Raw genomic sequence first — 16,919 nt, 5'->3', positions numbered from 1 at the left:
CGGGTCGGCTCGAGATGCGCGTTCACCCGAACGGTCGAACGATGGACGGCACGGTCGAGAACCGGGCCGACGTCGCAACGATGAAGTTTCGACCAGGGGGCGGCACACGATGCTCAACTCACGACGCACATGGATGGGAGCCGGCAGTGCTGTGCTGGCGGCGGGGCTCGCCACAGGGCTGACGACGAGCGGGGTCGCCGGCGGGGGTGACCGGGACGAGCAGGACCGCGGTCGCGGCAGCGGCCGGACCGTGGCCAAGAACGTGATCTTCATGGTCGGCGACGGCCTGAGCCTCGCGGCGCGGGACGCCACGCGGCTGGCCACCGTCGGCAAGGACGGGCAGCTGCAGATGGACTCGCTGCGGTACGCCGGCTGGACGCACACCGACTCGCTGGACCCTGAGGAGGCTGTCACCGACTCCGCCGCCGGAGCCACGGCGTTCGCGACCGGCGTCCTGACCTACAACGGCGCCGTCTCGGTCGACGTCGACGGGAACCCCGTCCCGACCCTTCTCGAGCACGCGAAGGACCTCCGCAAGGCGACCGGGCTGGTCTCCACCGCGCAGGTCACGGACGCGACCCCCGCCGCGTTCGGCTCCCACGTCCCGGACCGCGGCGACCAGAGCGAGATCGCCCGCCAGTTCATCGAGGTCACCCAGCCCGACGTCATCCTCGGCGGCGGCGAGGACTGGTGGTACCCCGTGGGGGACCCGGGCGCCTACCCCGACGACCCCGCGGACCCGCGGCCCGAGGTGAGCAAGAGCACCATCGGCAACCTCGTCGAGCTGGCCGAGGGGGCGGGGTACGACTACGTCTCCACGCCCGACGAGCTCGCGGCCACCCGGTCCGACCGGGTCCTCGGCCTGTTCGCCAACGAGGAGATGTTCGAGCAGTTCCCGGAGGGCCAGGGCGACGAGTACGCCCCGGTGGTCCCGCTGACGACGATGACCCAGAAGGCGCTCGACATCCTCTCGCAGGACAAGCAGGGCTTCTTCCTCATGGTCGAGGAGGAGGCGATCGACGAGTTCGCGCACAACAACAACGCGGCCCGGACCATCCAGGCGGGTCAGGCGCTCGATGCGACCGTGGCGGTGGTCAGGCAGTTCGCTGCGCAGCACCCCGGCACCCTGGTCGTGGTGGTCGGTGACCACGAGACGGGCGGCCTGGCGATCGAGAACGTCGACCCGGCCGACGAGTCGGGCGACACCGCGAGCACCGATCCGGCCGTCGTGCGGAGCCTCGAGGACGGGCCGTTCCCGATCGCCGGAAGCGACCTGGAGTTCACCGTCGACTGGACGACCGGCGGCCACACGGGGGCGGCGACACCGCTGACGGCCGAGGGCCCGAGCGCCGAGCGGTTGGCCCGGGCGCAGGACAACACGGACGTGTTCACGGTGGTCCTGGACGCGATGCGCGGCGGGCGCTGACGGTCGACGGCGGCCGCCCGGATGCCCGGGTGGCCGCCGTCAACGCCGGCAGGTTCGCGTCGATGACGCGGCAGGTCAGGCGGAGACCCGCTGGCGGACGAGCTCGACCAGCCGGCCGACGTTCAGGGTCCAGCCGACACCGAACACGCGCGGGTTGAGCAGGTGCGCGTTCTCCGGGTCCCACATCCGCTCCTTGACCCGCGCGAAGGTGGGGACGCGGAAGTCGTAGGGCACGAAGCCGAGGACGCCGTTCCACTGGCGTTCCTCGGGCGGGGTGCGCAGCTCCTTGACCACGGCGGCGACCGCCAGCGCCAGCGTGATCAGCCGGATCACCTTCTGGAGGTCCTGCCCGGACTTGCGTTCGTCGTGCGATGTCATCTCGGCCCCTCAGGTCAGTCGGTGGCCCCCATGCTCCACCCCGAGAGGGCGCAGGGCCACCGACGGCTCAGGTGTGGGCTGCTGACCGAGAACCGGTCACGCCTCCGGGGCGAGGACTCCGCCGAGCAGCGCGAGCGCCCGGTCGACCGCGTCGCGGGCCTCGGCGTCGGTGACCGACGTCGCGACGACGCCGTAGACCATGCGCTGCAGCAGCATGACGTCGGCCACGGTGAGGCGTGCGGACACGAGGCCGGCCGACTGCGCACGCGGCAGGGTCGCCCCGATGAGGGCGGGCAGCCGGTCGCCGAGGTCGGTGTCCGCCAGGTCGTGCCGCGCCGCCAGGAACATCTCGACGAACGCGGACTCCTCGACGGTGAGCTCCAGGAGCCGGGTCCAGAGGCTGCCGAAGGCGTCCGGGCCGGGCTCGGCCGCGATGTCCTCGAGCTCGACAAAGTGCTGCTCGAACACCGCGAGGGCCAGGTCGAGCCGCGTCGGGAAGTGCCGGTACAGGACGCCCTGACCCACGCCGGCCTCCTGCGCAATGGCGCTGAGGGGGGCGAGGTACCCGCGGTCGGCGAAGACGCGACGGGCCGCGTCGAGCAGGGCGCGACGGTTCTCCGGCGCGGCTGCGGGGCCACGGTTGCTTCTGCGGCTCGCGTTGTGCATCCTGTCATCCTAGACATCCGGACAATGTTGTCCGGTTACGCGAAGGAGCAGTCGAATGTCCGAGCTCAGCTACGACGTCGTGGTCGTCGGAACGGGTGGTGCGGGGTTCGCCGCAGCCATGGGCGCAGCCGACGAGGGCCTGCGCGTCCTCATGCTGGAGAGCACCGACAAGTGGGGTGGCAGCACCGCCATGTCGGGCGGCGGCATGTGGTTGCCGGTCAACCCGATCCAGCAGCGGGCGGGCGGCGGCGACTCCCGCGAGGAGGCCCTCACCTACATGGAGGCCACCATCGGCGACGACTACCGCGCCACGTCGCGCGCGCGCAAGGAGGCCTTCGTCGACGGCGTCGAGGACTTCGTCACCACCGCCGAGAAGTACGGCATGCGGTTCGCCCGCGCCGCCGACTACCCCGACTACTACCCCGAGCTCCCCGGCGGCAAGATCGGTCGCGCGATCGAGGTCGAGCCCTTCGACTCCAAGAAGATCGGCGCCTGGTGGAAGACCAGCCGCGCGCTCATGCCGCTGCCCCTCAAGACCGACGACGTGTGGCTGCTGAGCCGGTCGTGGTCCACGCCGGCCGGCTTCGTGCGCGGCGCGGACTTCGTGTTCCGCATGCTCGGCGGCGCGGTCCGTGGCAAGCGCCTGGTCGGTACGGGTGCAGGGCTGGCGTGCGCGTTCCTCGACGTGGTGGTCCAGAAGCAGCGCACGCCCCTGTGGCTGAACGCGCCCGTCGAGGGCCTCGTCGTCGCGGACGGTCGCGTGGTCGGCGTGCAGACGGTGCGCGACGGTCGGCCGGTCACCGTGACCGCGACCCGCGGCGTGGTCCTCGCAGCCGGTGGCTTCGACCACAACACCGTCCTGCGGCAGAAGTACCAGGGCATCGACGGCAACCCGTCGGGGAACCCGGGCAACGTCGGCAGCACCCTCGACATGGCCCAGGACCTCGGCGCTTCCGTGGAGCTCATGGACGACGCCTGGTGGGGTGCCTCGGTGGCGCCGCTGCCCGGCACGAGCCCCGGGTTCCTGGTGGGGGAGCGGTCGATGCCCTACTCGATCATGATCGACGCGGAGGGCGACCGGTTCGCCAACGAGTCGGAGTCCTACGTCGACCTGGGCCACCACATGCTCGACCACGACAAGGACGGGACCTACTGGCTCGTCGCGGAGGCCCGGCACGCGCGCCGCTACCTGCGCAGCTACGCCATGGACCCCCGCGCCACCAAGGCCATGGCGGCAGCGGGCACGATGGTGAAGGCAGGCACGCTCGCCGAGCTCGCACGCGGGATCGGGGTGGAGCCCACCCGCCTGCGGGCGACGGTCGACCGGTTCAACGGGTTCGCCCGCTCGGGGGTCGACGCGGACTACGGCCGCGGCAACTCCGCCTACGACCGCTACTACGGCGACCCGACCGTGCACCCGAACGCCAACCTCGGCCCGCTCGAGAAGGGCCCGTTCACGGCGTTCAAGGTCGTCATCGGTGACCTGGGCACCAAGGGCGGCGTGGTGACCGACGAGGACGCCCGCGTGCTGCGCGACGACGGCTCCGTCATCGAGGGCCTGTACTCCGCGGGCAACAACTCCGCCTCCGTCATGGGCCGGACGTACCCGGGTCCCGGCTCGACCATCGGCCCGGCTGCCGTCTTCGGTCTGCGGGCCGCCCGGCACATGGCGCGCAGCGCCCGATGAGCCAACGACCGCACGGCCGTCGTGAGGCGGCCGTGCGGTCGGTCATCCCTCGCCGTCGAGGACCTGGCGGAGCCGCACGGCGAACGCCTCCGGCTGGCCAGGCCGGCCGAACTCGTCGCCGAGGAAGCCGCCGTGGTCACTGGGGAACACGGTGAGCTCCTGGCCCAGCGCGTCGGCCAGTGCCGCCGACGTGCGCCACGTCATCGTGTCCCGGCTCTCGATACCTCCGGCGACGACCACCTCGCTCGAGGCGCTCGTCAGGGCGGCGACGTCCGGGCGGTACGCCGTGACCGCGTTGGAGGCACCCGACAGCAGCGGGTCGGCGCGCGACCCGTCGTCGTCGCTCGGCAGCCCGAACTCCGCGGGGTCGGGGAGCTCGCGCCCGAAGGCCTCGGGGAACTCGCCCTGCACGCTGGTCAGGGCGATGAACGCCGCCATTCCCGCGCCCCAGCCGCGCCGGTGGTACACCTCCTGGACTCTGCGCTCTGCCGCGAACGCACGGTCGGCGTCGGGCAGGACGGTGAGCAGGGGCGGCTCGTGCGCGACGAACGTCCGGACGCCCTCGGGGTGTGTGGACACCAGGTGCAGTCCCGTGACGGCGCCGCCGCTGCTCCCGAACAGGTCGACCGGCCCACCGAGCTCGGCGATCAGGAGGTGCAGGTCCTCAGCCTGCTGCTGGGGCGTGTTCGTGACGTCCCCGTCGCTGCGCGTGCTGCGACCCAGGCCACGCGGGTCGTACGTGACGACCGTCCGGTCGGGGAAGAACGACGCGAGCGTCCCGAACCCGGACGCGTCCATGGGCTGGCCGATGAACAGGAGCGGCACGGGCCCGTCGGTCGCCGGGAGCGCACCCCGGACGTCGTAGGTGATGGTTGCCCCCGGGACGTCCAGGGTGCGCGTGGTCGGCTTCGTCAAGACGTGCTCCTGTCGACTGTCCGGATGGCGGGTCGGCGCCAGTATCTCGTCGCCGACCCGCCCACGCCGGTCAGGGCAGCAGGACGCGCACCGCCTGCGTGGTCCCGCCGCTGCTCAGCGACCAGGTCCCGTCGTCCGTCGGCAGCAGCGTCCACGTGCCGCAGCCGGCCCCGTCGCCCGCAGTGCGGACGAGCGTGAGGTCGGCGCCCAGGCACGCGACCTGCCCGCCTCGGACGTCGGCCTCGACGCTGTGCACGGTGTAGCCCGCGGTCCCGGGCACAGACTCGAACCGCCACGTCTGGCACGCACGCGCGTCGCGCTCCTCGAACGTGACCTGGCCGGCGTTCGGCCCGTTCTGCGCGTGGCAGTGCGCCACGCTCAGCGCGAGGTTCGCGCCCGTGGGGTCGGCCAGCAGCACGTCGCCCACCGGCTCGACGCGGAACTGCTGCTCCGCACCGCCGGTCGGGGAGCTGATCGCCACGTTCGCACCGGCCACCGGACCGCCCTGGACCGTCCAGGCGCGGCTGCCGGGCAGCACGCTCGCGACCGTCGTCCAGCCGTCACCCGCGGCCGCGAAGAACCAGCGCTGGCAGTCGTTGTTCGGCAGGAACCCGAGCCAGCCCCACTGCGCCACGTTGCCGCCGTCGACGTTCTGGCACGCGCCCACCTCGGCGACGTTGTTGCTGAACCGGTTGAGGATCCTGGTCCCGTCGCCCCGGTCCGAGAGCTGCCACTGCTGGCACGCGTTGTCGAGGTCGTGCCAGAGGGCGATGTTCGCACCCTCGTACCCGCAGCCGGCGTTCTCGACGACGGCGGTGCCGTCCCGCGGGACGATCTGCACGAACGCGTCGCCGTGCCCGATCGAGCGGCTCGGGTTGATCGGGTCGCTGATGACCGGCCAGCCGTCAGGTCCCCAGCTCAGGGTGCGGACGTTCAGGCGGGGGGCGCCGCCGTCGGTCGCGTCGTAGTAGTGGTTCACGAAGTACCCGGTGCGGCCGTTCTTGTCCATGAGCAGGTCGCCACCGCCGGCACCGACGAACTCGTTGTAGCCGCGCAGGATCTCCGTGCCGCCCTTGTCGCCGAGCAGCGAGACGCCGTCGGCATCGACGTAGGGACCGGTCAGGCTCGGGGAGCGGCCGACGATCGTCCGGTAGTCGCTCTCGACGCTCCGGCAGCAGTAGTCCCAGGACACGAACAGGTAGTAGTAGCCGTCGTGCCACGCGATCGTCGGGTTCTCCTCGGCGTTCGGCGCGAACTGGCGCTGCGCGATCGTGACGGGCTGCTCGCCGGCGACCGGCTTGCCGGTGGCCTCGTCGAGGGGCACGACGTGGATGCCGGAGAAGAACGAGCCCCACGAGAGCCAGGTCGCGCCGTCGGCGTCGGTGACGACGTTCGGGTCGATCGCGTTGAACGTGTCGACGCCGGGCTGCGACCGCACCACCAGGCCGCGGTCCACCCACTGCGCGTCCTCGAGGGTGGGCGACGTCAGCAGGCCGATCACCGAGTTGTTGGTGCCGAACTGGGACACCGCGTAGTAGAGGCGCCACTCGGTACCGGACCAGCTCAGGTCGGGGGCCCACGCGTCGCGCGGCGCGTTCTCCGGGGTCACCCCGAGCGACTCGAGCACCCACGCCGGGAGCTCCGCGATCGCCGGGCCGAGGTCTTCCCAGTGCACCAGGTCGCGGGAGCGCTTGAACGGCAGGTACGTGTCGTCGAAGGCGGCGTCGCCCGTGATCGCGACGTAGTACCAGCCCTTCTCCTTGACCATCGTCGGGTCGTGCGCAATCGGGTCGACCGGCCGTTCGACCGGCGGCCGGGCCGCGGGAGCAGCCGGTGCAGCGGTCGCGGGGGACGTCAGGCCGATCACGCCCAGAAGGCTCGCGATCGCCATCAGGACCAGCGTCAGGGGGGTGCGCTTCATGGGTGTCCTCTTCTTCTTTCCACGTCGTTGTGGGGCTCGCCTCGCCCATACTGACACAGTTCTACAACGTTGGAAATGGACGCCGGACCCCAACTCACGCGTCCGGCAACAGCGGCACCGCGATCCCCTCGCCTCGCCGCAGCAGGCTGGCGCGCATGACCGCCTGGGTGCCGAAGCGCACCGCGACGGCGTCGACCGCCTCGTCGAGCCCGCCGTGGTCGGGGTGGTCCAGGGGCAGGGCGAGCTGCACGAACTCGTCCGAGGACAACCCCGTCAGCGCGACGCCCACGAGCGTGATCCCGCGCTCGCGGATCAGCGGCGCGGCCGAGTCCAGGAGGCTGACGGCCGCGGCCGCGATGTCCTCGGAGGAGTCCGTTGCGCACGGGAACGACCGAGACCGGGTCGCCTTGGTGTAGTCCTCGAACCGCAGGCGCAGGACCACCGTCCGCGCGATGCGGTCGGCCTTCCGCAGGCGTCGGCACACCCGGTCGACCAGTCCCAGCAGCGCGGCGCGGACGAACGCCTGGTCGTGCGGTCCGTGCCCGAGCGCACGCTGCGCGCCGATCGAGCCCCGTGACCTGCCCACGACCACCTTGGCCGGCGTGTGGCCGTGCACGACCGCGTAGAGGTGCCGGCCACCCGCCGGTCCGAGCGCCGCGACCAGGACCGACTGGGGGAGCGTGGCGATGTCTCCTGCGGTCCGCAGCCCGTAGGCGTGCAGCTTTCTCGCGGTCACCTCTCCGACTCCCCAGAGCATCTCCACCGGCAGGGGGTACAGGAACGACTCCTCGTCGGCCGGCAGCACCAGGAGCAGCCCGTCCGGCTTGGCCACCCGGGAGGCGACCTTGGCCAGGAAGGGCGTCCGCGCCACGCCGACGGTGATGGGCAGGCCGACGACGTCCCGGACCTGGGCGCGCAGGCGCGCCGCGATGTCCACGGGCGGCACGTCGATGCGGTGCAGGCCTCCGACGTCGAGGAACGCCTCGTCGATCGACACGCCCTGCACGAGGGGGGTCGTCTGGCGGAAGAGCTCGAAGACGGCCTTGCTCGCCTCGAGGTAGGCGTCGAACCGCGGCCGCACGATGATGAGACCGGGGCACAGCGCTCGGGCCTGTCGGCCGCCCATCGGCGTGGTCACGCCCCGGCGCTTCGCCTCGTACGACGCCGCCAGGATCACCCCGCCGCCGACGGCGACAGGCCGGTTGCGCAGGCGGGGGTCGTCGCGCTGCTCGACGGACGCGTAGAAGGCGTCGAGGTCGGCATGCAGGATGGTGGAGCGCACGAACACATGTTCGAACACACGTCTGACACTGCGCCAGCCACTAAGGTCCCGCCATGCACCGGATCATGCTTCGCGAGGTCATCATCGACGCCCCCGCGGCGGACATCGACGCGGTCACCACGTTCTGGTCCCGAGCGCTCGCCGCGACCCCGCACCCGATCCCAGGGGAGCCGTTCGTCGCGCTGCGCGGGGCCGCGTCACTGCCCCACGTGGCCACCCAGAGCATCGGCGGTGACGAGGCGGCGCGGTTCCACCTCGACATCGAGACCGACGACCTCGAGGCCGAGATCGCCCGGCTGGAAGGGCTCGGTGCCACCGTCCGTACCCGCGACGACGACTACGCGGTGATGGTCGACCCCGTCGGGCTGCTCTTCTGCCTGCTGCCGCCGGTGTCGCAGGAGTTCGCCGATCGGGCGAAGTCGGTCGGGTAGCGGAAGGGCCCGCCGGCGCCGTCGACGACCGTCAGTCGTAGAAGGGCGGGAGGAGGTCGTCGACGATGTCGTCGCGCGGGGAGAAGGTGTCCGTGGTCTGCGGGCTCTCGTCCGCCAGGCGCCACCAAGGTGCGTTCATACCGACGATTCTTCCGGGCGCCGACGCGGCCTTCCAGGGACGTTGGACCCGGTCGGCCGGCGCCTGCGCTCACTCCCAGACGAACCCCGGCCGCAGCTCCGCGACGCTGCCCGGCCCGGCGAACTGTGCGGCGACCTCCTCCGCGCGCTCGCGGGTGGCACAGTCGACCAGGAAGAACCCCGCCAGGTGCTCCTGCGTCTCGGCGTACGGGCCCTCGCTGGCCAGCGAGTCGCCGCTGCGCCAGCGGTACACGGTGGCCGACGCCGGATCGGCGAGCGCCTCCGCGGAGAGCAGCTCACCGCTCGCGGACAGCTCCCCGAGCAACGCGTCGAACCGGCGGTCCGCCTCGTCGTGCTCGGCGACCGGCAGCGCTCGGCCCTCGTCGGTGAACCGGGAGGTCGGGTGCGCCCACGGCTTCGGGTCGGCGTGGATGAGGATGAGGTACTTCACGATGGCCTCCTACGGTTGCGGTGCGGTCGGGGGATGACGTGGAGGGGTGCCGGTTCTCGACACGTCCTCGTCGCGGCCGTCGTGCAGGTCTGCGCACTCGACCTCGGCGACGCCGTGCGCGACGAGGTACCCGCGCGCACCCCGGTCCCCCGTGAGGGTCTGGGCCAGGGGCGCCCAGTGGTCCGCACCGATGAGGACCGGGTGGCCAGGGCGTCCGCCGTAGACCGCCTGGCGGAGCGTCCGGCGGTCCCACGTCGTCGTCAGTCGCGCGACGACGCTCACCGGGGTACCGGGCAGGTCCACGAGCGTGACCACGACCGCGTCGCCGGTGGCGTGGGCGAGGCCGGCGCGCAACGACTCGCCCAGGCCGTCGGCCCAGCGCTCCGCGACGACCACGGTGACCCGCGGGTCGGTGGGGACGAGCGCACGGGCCTCGTCGGCACCGTCGCCGAGGACCACGACGACGTGCGCGCAGCCGCCGGTGACCAGGAGCCCCACGGCGTCGGCGAGCCACGGCACCACCAGCGCCTTCGGTCCACCGTGGCGCGTGCCCGCACCGGCCGCGAGCACGATCCCGCTGAGGCTTGCGTCGGTGGGAGGCACGTCCCGTACGGTGCCAGTGCGCGTGTGCGGAGCGCTACTGGGAGGCGGCCTTGATGATCGACGACGGACCCGAGACCCGGGAACGGCTCACCACCGCGCTGCACGTCGCCCGGTGGGTCGACGAGGTGGCCGCCGGCTGCCCGTACCCCTCCCTCGACGCCCTCGTCGGCGTCGCGGACCTCGCCGCCCGTGGGCTGACCCCCGCGGAGGTCGACGAGGCCCTGTCGGCCCACCCTCGGATCGGCGAGAAGACCGCGGGGCTGAGCAGCGCGGAGCAGGCCGCGTCGGCCACCGAGGACCCGAAGCTCGTCGAGGCGATGGTCGTGGGCAACCAGACGTACGAGCAGCGGTTCGGCCGCATCTTCCTCATCCGTGCAGCCGGGCGCAGCCGCCTCGAGGTCCTCGCCGAGCTGCACCGCAGGCTCGGGCTGTCCGACGACGAGGAGGCCGCCGAGGTCGCCGACCAGCTCCGCCAGATCGCGCTCCTGCGCCTGCAGACCCTGTTCGCGTCATGAGCCGGCTGACGACGCACGTCCTGGACACCGCGCTCGGGCGCCCCGCGGTCGGCGTGCCGGTGACCCTGTCCGCGTCCGTCGCCGACCAGTGGACCGTCCTCGGCACCGGCGCGACCGACGACGACGGCCGTGCGCGCTCGCTCGGGCCGGACAGCGTTCCGCCCGGGCGGTACCGGTTCGCCTTCGACACCGCCGCCTACTTTGCCGCGACCGGGCAGACGGGGTTCCATCCGGAGATCGTCGTGGTGTTCGACGTCGTCGACGACGGGCACTATCACGTGCCGCTGCTGCTCAGCCCGTACGCGTACTCGACGTACCGGGGGAGCTGAGGGACCGCACGTCGACCTCAGTACTCGACGCGGTTCGGTCGTGCCAGCCAGGCCTCCATCGGGGCGGACGCCGACGGAATCCGATGGCGGCGCACGGGCATGGACCAGGTGTCGGGGTCGGACCCGAGCAGGTCGTAGAAGGCGCTGTCGTCGAACCCGGCGTGGGCGGCGTCTGCCCGGTCGGCGGCGTAGACGACGCGGTCCACCCGGGCCCACAGGCAGGCGGCGAGGCACATGGGGCACGGCTCGCACGAGGTGTAGACGGTGGCCCCGGCCAGCGAGAAGTCCTCGATGGCGAGGCAGGCGGCGCGGATGGCTTGGACCTCGGCGTGCGCGGTGGGGTCGTTGTCGCGCGTGACCCGGTTCTGGCCGGTGCCGATCACCACGCCGGCGCGCACCACGACCGCGCCGAAAGGCCCGCCGCCGTCCGCCACGTTGGCGGTCGCGAGCGCGACAGCCTGAGACACCCAGCGCTCGTCGTCGGAGGTCATGGCGCTCCCACCGATCGGGTCCAGGCACTGCCCGCGTCGGGGGCGCCGTCGCGGACGACCACCGCCTCGATCAGCCCATAAGGACGGTCCGCGGCGAAGAAGACCTCACCGGGGTTGTCCAGCCCGAACGGGCTCAGGTCGGCGAGGAAGTGGTGCTTGTTGGGCGCGGCGAACCGGATCTCGACCACCTCGGGGACCGCGTCGAGGACGGCCTCGCCCATGTGCCACAACGTCTGCTGCAGGGCGAGGGAGTGCCGGGTGGCGAAGGTCGCGAGCATGACCTCGCGGACCTGGGCGTAGGTGGCGTCGTAGTCGAGCCCGGTGCCCTCGTACCGCCACTGGGCCACCAGCGAGGTCGCCAGCACGCGATCCGTCGCCTCGGGCAGCGTCGTGTACTCGTCGGTGAGGAAGCCGCGGAACTCCGAGCGCGTCGACTTCAGCACGGTGAGGTCCGCCAGGCCCGCGATCACGGTCGTCCCGTCGGCGTCGACCGTCACGGACGCGGTCCGGACCTCCTGGCCGCTGCGAACCCACGTGTGGTCGTGCTCGGCACCGTCGACCTCGACGCGCACCCAGGCGTACTCCTCGACGTCGACCCGCGCCCCGGTCACAGGGGCAACGTCGTCGACGAAGTGCCGGGCGAGGAGGGTGGCGAACGCCTCGGGGGAGGACACGCCGTACTCCTTGGCATAGGCGAACGCCGTGTTCTTCTGGGTGTCGGTGGGTAGCACGGCCGACTGGTCGCCGTCGAGGTAGGCGGCCGCGAAGTCGCCCCGCAGGGCCGTCGAGACGTTGAGGTCCCGGATCTCGTGCCGCGGGGCGTCGCGCGCGATCCGGACGACCCGCGTCTCGGCCTTGCCGTACTGGTGGGCGTGCAGTCGGGCCGTCATGGCCGCAGTCTGCCGGGGTCGTGTGACATGCACGTTTCCTCCTTCGCGGACACCCGGTGCAGCGGGGTGCGCCGTGCAGGGTGACGCTACTCGCGGCCGCCCTACAGCGGTCTAGGCTCGTCGCACCCTGTTGGAGTCCGGGAGGTGACCGCCGTGCTCGAGATCGCGGAGCGCCTGCTGGCCGCGCTCACAGACGGTCACCGGGTCGCGGTCGCCACGGTCGTGTCGATGACCGGGAGCGCGCCGACCGTCGTCGGCACGTCGATGGCGGTGGACGACACGGGCGCGGCCCTGGGGAGCGTGGCCGGCGGGTGCGTCGAGGGCGCCCTGTACGACCTGTGCACCTCGGTGCTCGCCGGAGCAGCGCCCGGCGTCCAGGAGTACGGCGTCACCGACGACGACGCCTTCGCCGTCGGCCTGACCTGCGGTGGCGTGCTGCGCGTGCACGCGCGTGAGCTCGGCCCGGCGGACGTGCCGGTGCTGGCGGCAGCAGCACGCGGCGACGAGGCGGTGCTCGTGACGGCGCTGGACGGCCCGCTTCCCGACGCGGTGCCGCGGGTCGACCGCTCCGGCCTCGTGCGCGTCATGGGCCCCGACGGCGGCGTCGAGCTGTTCGTCGAGGTCTCGTCGGCCCCGCCCCGGATGGTCGTCTACGGCGCGCTCGAGTTCTCCACCGCGCTGGCCGTGGTGGCACGGGCGGCTGGCTACCGGGTCACGGTGTGCGACGCCCGCGCGGTGCTCGCCACCCCGCGTCGGCACCCGGGAGCCGACGAGGTCGTCGTCGACTGGCCCGTCCGACACCTCGCACAGCAGCGGCTGGGCGTCCGTGACGTCGTGTGCGTGATGGCGCACGACGACCGGTTCGACGCCGACCTGGTGCTCGCCGCGCTGCGGTCCGGCGCTGGGTATGTGGGCGCTATGGGGTCGCGACGGACACAGGACCGGCGCATCGCGGAACTCGTCGAGCGGGGGGCCACCGACGCCGAGCTGGCCGGCCTGCACGCACCGATCGGGCTGGACATCGGCGCGTCGACGCCGGGGGAGACCGCGGTGTCGGTGCTCGCGGAGGTGCTGGCCTCGCGCACGGGCGCGTCGGGCCTCCCACTGACCGACCTGGCGGGCCCGATCCACCGCCCCGCCCGCACACCCCACCCCTGACGTCCGACCCCTCGCAACGTCCGCATGTTCGGTTGTCGGGACGCTCGGATGTGCGGACGTGCCGACCGGCCCGGGGGTCTCAGTCCTGGAGCAGGCGCCAGAGGCGGTCGGCGGTCATGGGGAGCTCGTGGGGGCGGACGCCCAGGGCATCGCGGATCGCGTTGGCCAGGGCGGGGGCGACCGGGTTGTACGGGGCCTCGCTCATCGACTTCGCGCCCAGAGGTCCCAGGTCGTCGGCGGTGGCCGCGAAGAGGACCTCCGTGCGGGGCAGGTCGATCATCTGCGGCACGTGGTAGCTGCGGAACGAGGCGGTGGTCACGCGGCCCTCGTCGTCGAGCCGCATCTCCTCGTACAGCGCGGTGCCGATCGCCTGGCCGGTGCCGCCCTCGACCTGTCCGCGCAGCTGCTCGGGGTGCAGGACGGTGCCCGCGTCGACCGCCTGGACCGAGCGCAGGATGGTGACCTCACCGGTCGCCGGGTCGACGGCGACGCGGAACCCGTGCACGTTGAACGCGACCGACCGCGGGGTGCCGTCGTGGGTGCCCTGACCGGTGAGCCCGGGGGCGGCGCGCGCGACCTCGGTCAGCGGGACGCCACTCGCCGAGTCGGGGGTCAGGTCCAAGGCGTCCCACGTTCGTGGTTCGTCGCTCGGGTGGTCCCGCAGGGCGCCGGCGGCGGCGAGGATCTTGGCGCGGAGCTGGACGGCGGCCCGGTGCACGGCGAGCCCGGCGACGACGACGCCTGCCGACCCGAACGCCCCGGTGTCGTACCCGGCCTTGTCGGTGTCGGAGTGCACGAGGGTGACCCGATCGACGGTGGTGCCCAGCGCCTGGGCGGCCAGCTGGCCGTGCACGGTCGTCGTGCCGTTGCCGAACTCCGTGGTGCCGACGCTCACCTCGTACCGGCCGTCGTCGAGCAGGCGGACGGTCGCCTCGCCGTAGTGCCCGCGCGGGGCGATCGTCGCGATCATGGCGACGGCCATCCCGGCACCGACGAGGGTCCCGGCCGGTGCGGGCAGGTCCGCCGAGCGGTCGGCCAGGGCGGCCTGCACGAGGTCGAGGCACTGGTCCATACCGTAGGAGTGCATGTCGAGGTCGCCCACCTCCTCGGGGTCGACCACGAGCAGGCGGTCGCCGGGGACCACGACGTTGCGACGGCGCAGGTCGAAGGCGGAGATCCCGACGACCCGCGCGAGGTCGTCCATCGCCGACTCGATCGCGAAGATGATCTGCCCGAGCCCGTACCCGCGGAACGCGCCGGACGGCAGGGTGTGCGTGTACACGGACTCGGCGTCGACACGCTTGTTGGCGCACCGGTAGACCGCCATCGACTCGCTGACGCCGTGGAACATGACGCCGGGGCCGTGGTTGCCGTACGCGCCGGTGTTGTTGAGCACGTCGATGCGCATCGCGGTCAGCACGCCGTCGGCGTCGGCGCCCAGCTCCACCTCGACGCGGACCGGGTGGCGGCTGGGCACGATCGTGAACTCGTCGGCCCGGGTCATCTCGTACTGGACCGGGCGGCCGGTGCGCAGGACGGCGAGCGCCACGACGTCCTCGGTCAGCAGCTCCTGCTTGCCGCCGAACCCGCCGCCGACGCGTCCGGTGAGCACCCGGACCCGTGCGGGGTCGAGCGCGAAGATGTGCGCGATCTCGTCGCGGACCAGGTAGGGGACCTGGGTGCTGGTCCGCAGGACGAGCCTGCCGTCGTCGTCGAGCCAGCCGCGGGTGGCGTGCGTCTCCAGCGCCGCGTGCGACACCCGGCTCGTGCGGTAGGTGCCACCGACGCGGTGCGCGGCGGCGGCGAGGGCCCCGGACACGTCGCCCATCTCCGCGTGCAGCTGCGCGACCACGTTGCGCGAGGGCTCCGAGATCCGCGCCTCCGGGTCCTTGTCGCCGTGCACCAGTGGCGCGCCCGGCTCACGTGCCGTCACCGGGTCGATGACGGCGGGCAGCACCTCGTACTCGACCTCGACCAGCGACAGCGCCCGCGCGGCTTCGCGCAGCGACTCGGCGACCACGACGGCCACGCGCTGCCCCCGGAACCGCAGCACGGGATCGAGCACGCGGGTGTCGTCGGGGTCGTCCAGGCGGCTCTCGTGGCGGGCGGTCGAGAAGAGGACGTCGGGGGAGTCCTCGTGCGTGAGGACCGCGAGCACGCCGGGGGCGGCGAGGGCGGCGGTCGCGTCGATCGACACGATGCGCGCGTGGGCGTGGGGGCTGCCCAGGACAGCGAGGTGGGTGAGATCGGTGGCGGGAACGTCGAGCGTGAACGGCTCGCGTCCCGTGACGAGGCGACGGGCGGCGGGGGAGCGCACCGAGCGGCCGGCGTCCTGACCGGCCACGGCGTCGACGGTGTTCCGGCGCCTGGCGACGGCGTCGCAGATCGAGCGGTAGCCGGTGCACCGGCAGAGGTTGCCCTTGAGCAGGCGAGCGGTCTCGTCGTCGTCGGTCTCGAGCGAGAGCCCCGCCACGGTGGTGACGAGCCCGGCGGTGCAGAACCCGCACTGGAACGCGGCGGCGTCGACGAACGCCTGCTGGACCGGGTGCGGGTCCTCGACGGTGCCGAGGCCCGAGACCGTCGTGACCGCGCGCCCGTCGGCCCGGTACGCCGGGACCAGGCACGAGTGGGTGGGCCGGCCGTCGAGCAGGACCGTGCACGCCCCGCAGTCGCCGGAGTCGCAGCCCTTCTTCACCTCGACATGCCCCTGCTCGCGCAGCAGCGTCCGCAGGACCTGCCCCGGCGCCGGATCCACCTCCAGCGGGACGCCGTTCACCTCGACCCTCATGCCAGCTCCTCCCGCACCTGCTCGGCCAGCCGCACCGTCATGGCCCGCCGCCAGTCGGGGGCGCCGTGCGGGTCGTCGTACCAGTCGTCGACCGCCTCGACGGCGGCCCTCAGCTCGGCCGCCGACGGGACCGCCGGGAAGGCGAGGCGGTGCGGGTGCGTGGTCCCGGCGGTGAGGGTCACGACGAGCCCGTCGGCGGCGTCGCGACGGCCCACCACGATCGCGCCGGATCGTCCGTGCCGCGTCAGGGCGACCCGGCGGAACGCGGCGGGGTGGGCGAGCGCCTCCGCGGAGATCTCCACGGAGCGCAGCACCTCGCCCGGCGCCAAGGACGTGCTCCGCACCCCGGTGACGAGCGACGCGACCGGCTCCCGACGCTCCCCGCCGTCGGGCGTCCACACGAGAGCGGTCGCGTCCAGGGCGACCGCGAACGAGGTGAGGGCGCCGGCCGGCAGCGCCAGGCAGATGTTCCCGCCGACCGTCGCCCAGTCCCAGATCTTCTCCGACGCCACCAGCGAGCGCGCGCACCGGGCCACCAGGTGCTGTGACGCCCAGCCGGCGACCGGAGGGAGGTCGACGAGCGTGCGGATCGTGCAGGTGGCGGCCAGGGAGAGGCCCTCAGGAGTGACCTCGACCGCGGGCCAACCCAGGGTCGTGAGGTCCACCAGCTCCTCGAGGTCCGGCTGCGGCTCGGAGAACAGCCATGTCCCCCCGGCCAGCGGCGCGCTCCGGGGGCCGAGCGTCAGCTCGGCCCGGTCGTGTGCCGCACGGATGCGGTCGAGCGAGATGAGGTCCATGATCCGCCGAGTGAACCGTACCCAGGTATCCGTTGTGTGACGACGAGGGTGTC

Annotated in this window: 17 protein-coding genes; 6 read left to right on the top strand and 11 right to left on the bottom strand. The window is 72.9% G+C overall.

The features are described 5' to 3' along the window. Positions 1 to 133 precede the first annotated feature (133 nt). Positions 134 to 1,426 (top strand): alkaline phosphatase, encoded by a 1,293-nt coding sequence (locus ASG23_RS06355; RefSeq protein WP_157465539.1) that lies wholly within the window; start codon positions 134 to 136, stop codon positions 1,424 to 1,426. Positions 1,427 to 1,501: 75 nt separating this feature from the next. Here ASG23_RS06355 and ASG23_RS06350 read toward each other — a convergent pair whose 3' ends face one another. Continuing rightward, positions 1,502 to 1,804, bottom strand: coding sequence for a DUF5808 domain-containing protein (locus ASG23_RS06350; RefSeq protein WP_056021795.1), 303 nt, complete (start codon positions 1,802 to 1,804; stop codon positions 1,502 to 1,504). A gap of 96 nt (positions 1,805 to 1,900) precedes the next feature. Further along, positions 1,901 to 2,470 carry a TetR/AcrR family transcriptional regulator gene (locus ASG23_RS20680; RefSeq protein ID WP_056021792.1) on the bottom strand — a complete coding sequence of 190 codons (570 nt, stop codon included), beginning with the start codon at positions 2,468 to 2,470 and terminating at the stop codon, positions 1,901 to 1,903. 55 nt (positions 2,471 to 2,525) lie between these two features. Between ASG23_RS20680 and ASG23_RS06340 the strand changes: the two genes are divergently transcribed. Then, the gene (locus tag ASG23_RS06340; protein ID WP_056021789.1) at positions 2,526 to 4,157 is read left to right on the top strand and encodes an FAD-binding protein; all 1,632 of its coding nucleotides are present in this window, start codon (positions 2,526 to 2,528) and stop codon (positions 4,155 to 4,157) included. 42 nt (positions 4,158 to 4,199) lie between these two features. Here the strand turns inward: ASG23_RS06340 and ASG23_RS06335 are convergent, their stop codons facing one another. The 3 genes from ASG23_RS06335 to dinB form a co-directional block, all read right to left on the bottom strand. Then, positions 4,200 to 5,072 carry an alpha/beta fold hydrolase gene (locus tag ASG23_RS06335; protein ID WP_056021786.1) on the bottom strand — a complete coding sequence of 291 codons (873 nt, stop codon included), beginning with the start codon at positions 5,070 to 5,072 and terminating at the stop codon, positions 4,200 to 4,202. A 70-nt stretch (positions 5,073 to 5,142) separates the two neighbouring features. Further along, positions 5,143 to 6,993, bottom strand: coding sequence for a family 43 glycosylhydrolase (locus ASG23_RS06330; protein WP_056021783.1), 1,851 nt, complete (start codon positions 6,991 to 6,993; stop codon positions 5,143 to 5,145). A gap of 94 nt (positions 6,994 to 7,087) precedes the next feature. Next, the gene (dinB, locus tag ASG23_RS06325) at positions 7,088 to 8,275 is read right to left on the bottom strand and encodes a DNA polymerase IV (protein WP_442856809.1); all 1,188 of its coding nucleotides are present in this window, start codon (positions 8,273 to 8,275) and stop codon (positions 7,088 to 7,090) included. A 53-nt stretch (positions 8,276 to 8,328) separates the two neighbouring features. On the opposite strand from dinB, the gene ASG23_RS06320 reads away from it, so the two are divergent. Further along, a complete protein-coding gene (locus ASG23_RS06320) occupies positions 8,329 to 8,706 on the top strand; it encodes a VOC family protein (protein ID WP_056021777.1) in 378 nt (125 codons plus the stop codon). A 208-nt stretch (positions 8,707 to 8,914) separates the two neighbouring features. On the opposite strand, the gene ASG23_RS06315 is transcribed toward ASG23_RS06320, so the two are convergent. Then, a complete protein-coding gene (locus ASG23_RS06315; protein ID WP_056021774.1) occupies positions 8,915 to 9,295 on the bottom strand; it encodes a YciI family protein in 381 nt (126 codons plus the stop codon). Between the two features lie 9 nt (positions 9,296 to 9,304). Beyond that, entirely contained in the window at positions 9,305 to 9,898 is a 594-nt protein-coding gene (locus tag ASG23_RS06310) for a nucleotidyltransferase family protein (RefSeq protein WP_056021771.1), read from the bottom strand. A gap of 53 nt (positions 9,899 to 9,951) precedes the next feature. Here ASG23_RS06310 and ASG23_RS06305 point away from each other — a divergent pair, with 53 nt between their 5' ends. Then, positions 9,952 to 10,413, top strand: coding sequence for a 2-oxo-4-hydroxy-4-carboxy-5-ureidoimidazoline decarboxylase (locus ASG23_RS06305; protein ID WP_056021768.1), 462 nt, complete (start codon positions 9,952 to 9,954; stop codon positions 10,411 to 10,413). Continuing rightward, entirely contained in the window at positions 10,410 to 10,742 is a 333-nt protein-coding gene (gene uraH, locus ASG23_RS06300) for a hydroxyisourate hydrolase (protein ID WP_056021766.1), read from the top strand. The genes ASG23_RS06305 and uraH overlap by 4 nt, the downstream gene beginning before the upstream one ends. A 17-nt stretch (positions 10,743 to 10,759) precedes the next feature. Here uraH and ASG23_RS06295 read toward each other — a convergent pair whose 3' ends face one another. Together ASG23_RS06295 and pucL are read right to left on the bottom strand one after the other, a co-directional pair. Next, positions 10,760 to 11,233, bottom strand: coding sequence for a nucleoside deaminase (locus tag ASG23_RS06295; RefSeq protein WP_056021763.1), 474 nt, complete (start codon positions 11,231 to 11,233; stop codon positions 10,760 to 10,762). Continuing rightward, the gene (gene pucL, locus ASG23_RS06290; RefSeq protein ID WP_056021761.1) at positions 11,230 to 12,123 is read right to left on the bottom strand and encodes a factor-independent urate hydroxylase; all 894 of its coding nucleotides are present in this window, start codon (positions 12,121 to 12,123) and stop codon (positions 11,230 to 11,232) included. Before pucL ends, ASG23_RS06295 begins: the two co-directional genes overlap by 4 nt. A 153-nt stretch (positions 12,124 to 12,276) precedes the next feature. Here pucL and ASG23_RS06285 point away from each other — a divergent pair, with 153 nt between their 5' ends. Then, on the top strand, positions 12,277 to 13,281 hold the full coding sequence (locus ASG23_RS06285) for an XdhC family protein (RefSeq protein WP_082515960.1): 1,005 nt from the start codon (positions 12,277 to 12,279) through the stop codon (positions 13,279 to 13,281). A gap of 79 nt (positions 13,282 to 13,360) precedes the next feature. Here the strand turns inward: ASG23_RS06285 and ASG23_RS06280 are convergent, their stop codons facing one another. Continuing rightward, a complete protein-coding gene (locus ASG23_RS06280) occupies positions 13,361 to 16,069 on the bottom strand; it encodes a molybdopterin-dependent oxidoreductase (RefSeq protein ID WP_056021755.1) in 2,709 nt (902 codons plus the stop codon). After that, positions 16,066 to 16,866 (bottom strand): FAD binding domain-containing protein, encoded by an 801-nt coding sequence (locus ASG23_RS06275; RefSeq protein ID WP_056021753.1) that lies wholly within the window; start codon positions 16,864 to 16,866, stop codon positions 16,066 to 16,068. Before ASG23_RS06275 ends, ASG23_RS06280 begins: the two co-directional genes overlap by 4 nt. Between the last annotated feature and the right edge of the window lie 53 nt (positions 16,867 to 16,919).

The organism is Cellulomonas sp. Leaf395 (assembly GCF_001424125.1).
GTDB lineage: Bacteria > Actinomycetota > Actinomycetes > Actinomycetales > Cellulomonadaceae > Cellulomonas.
Note: the sequence above shows the minus strand (reverse complement) of the source record. Positions and strands in the feature narration are given on the sequence as shown.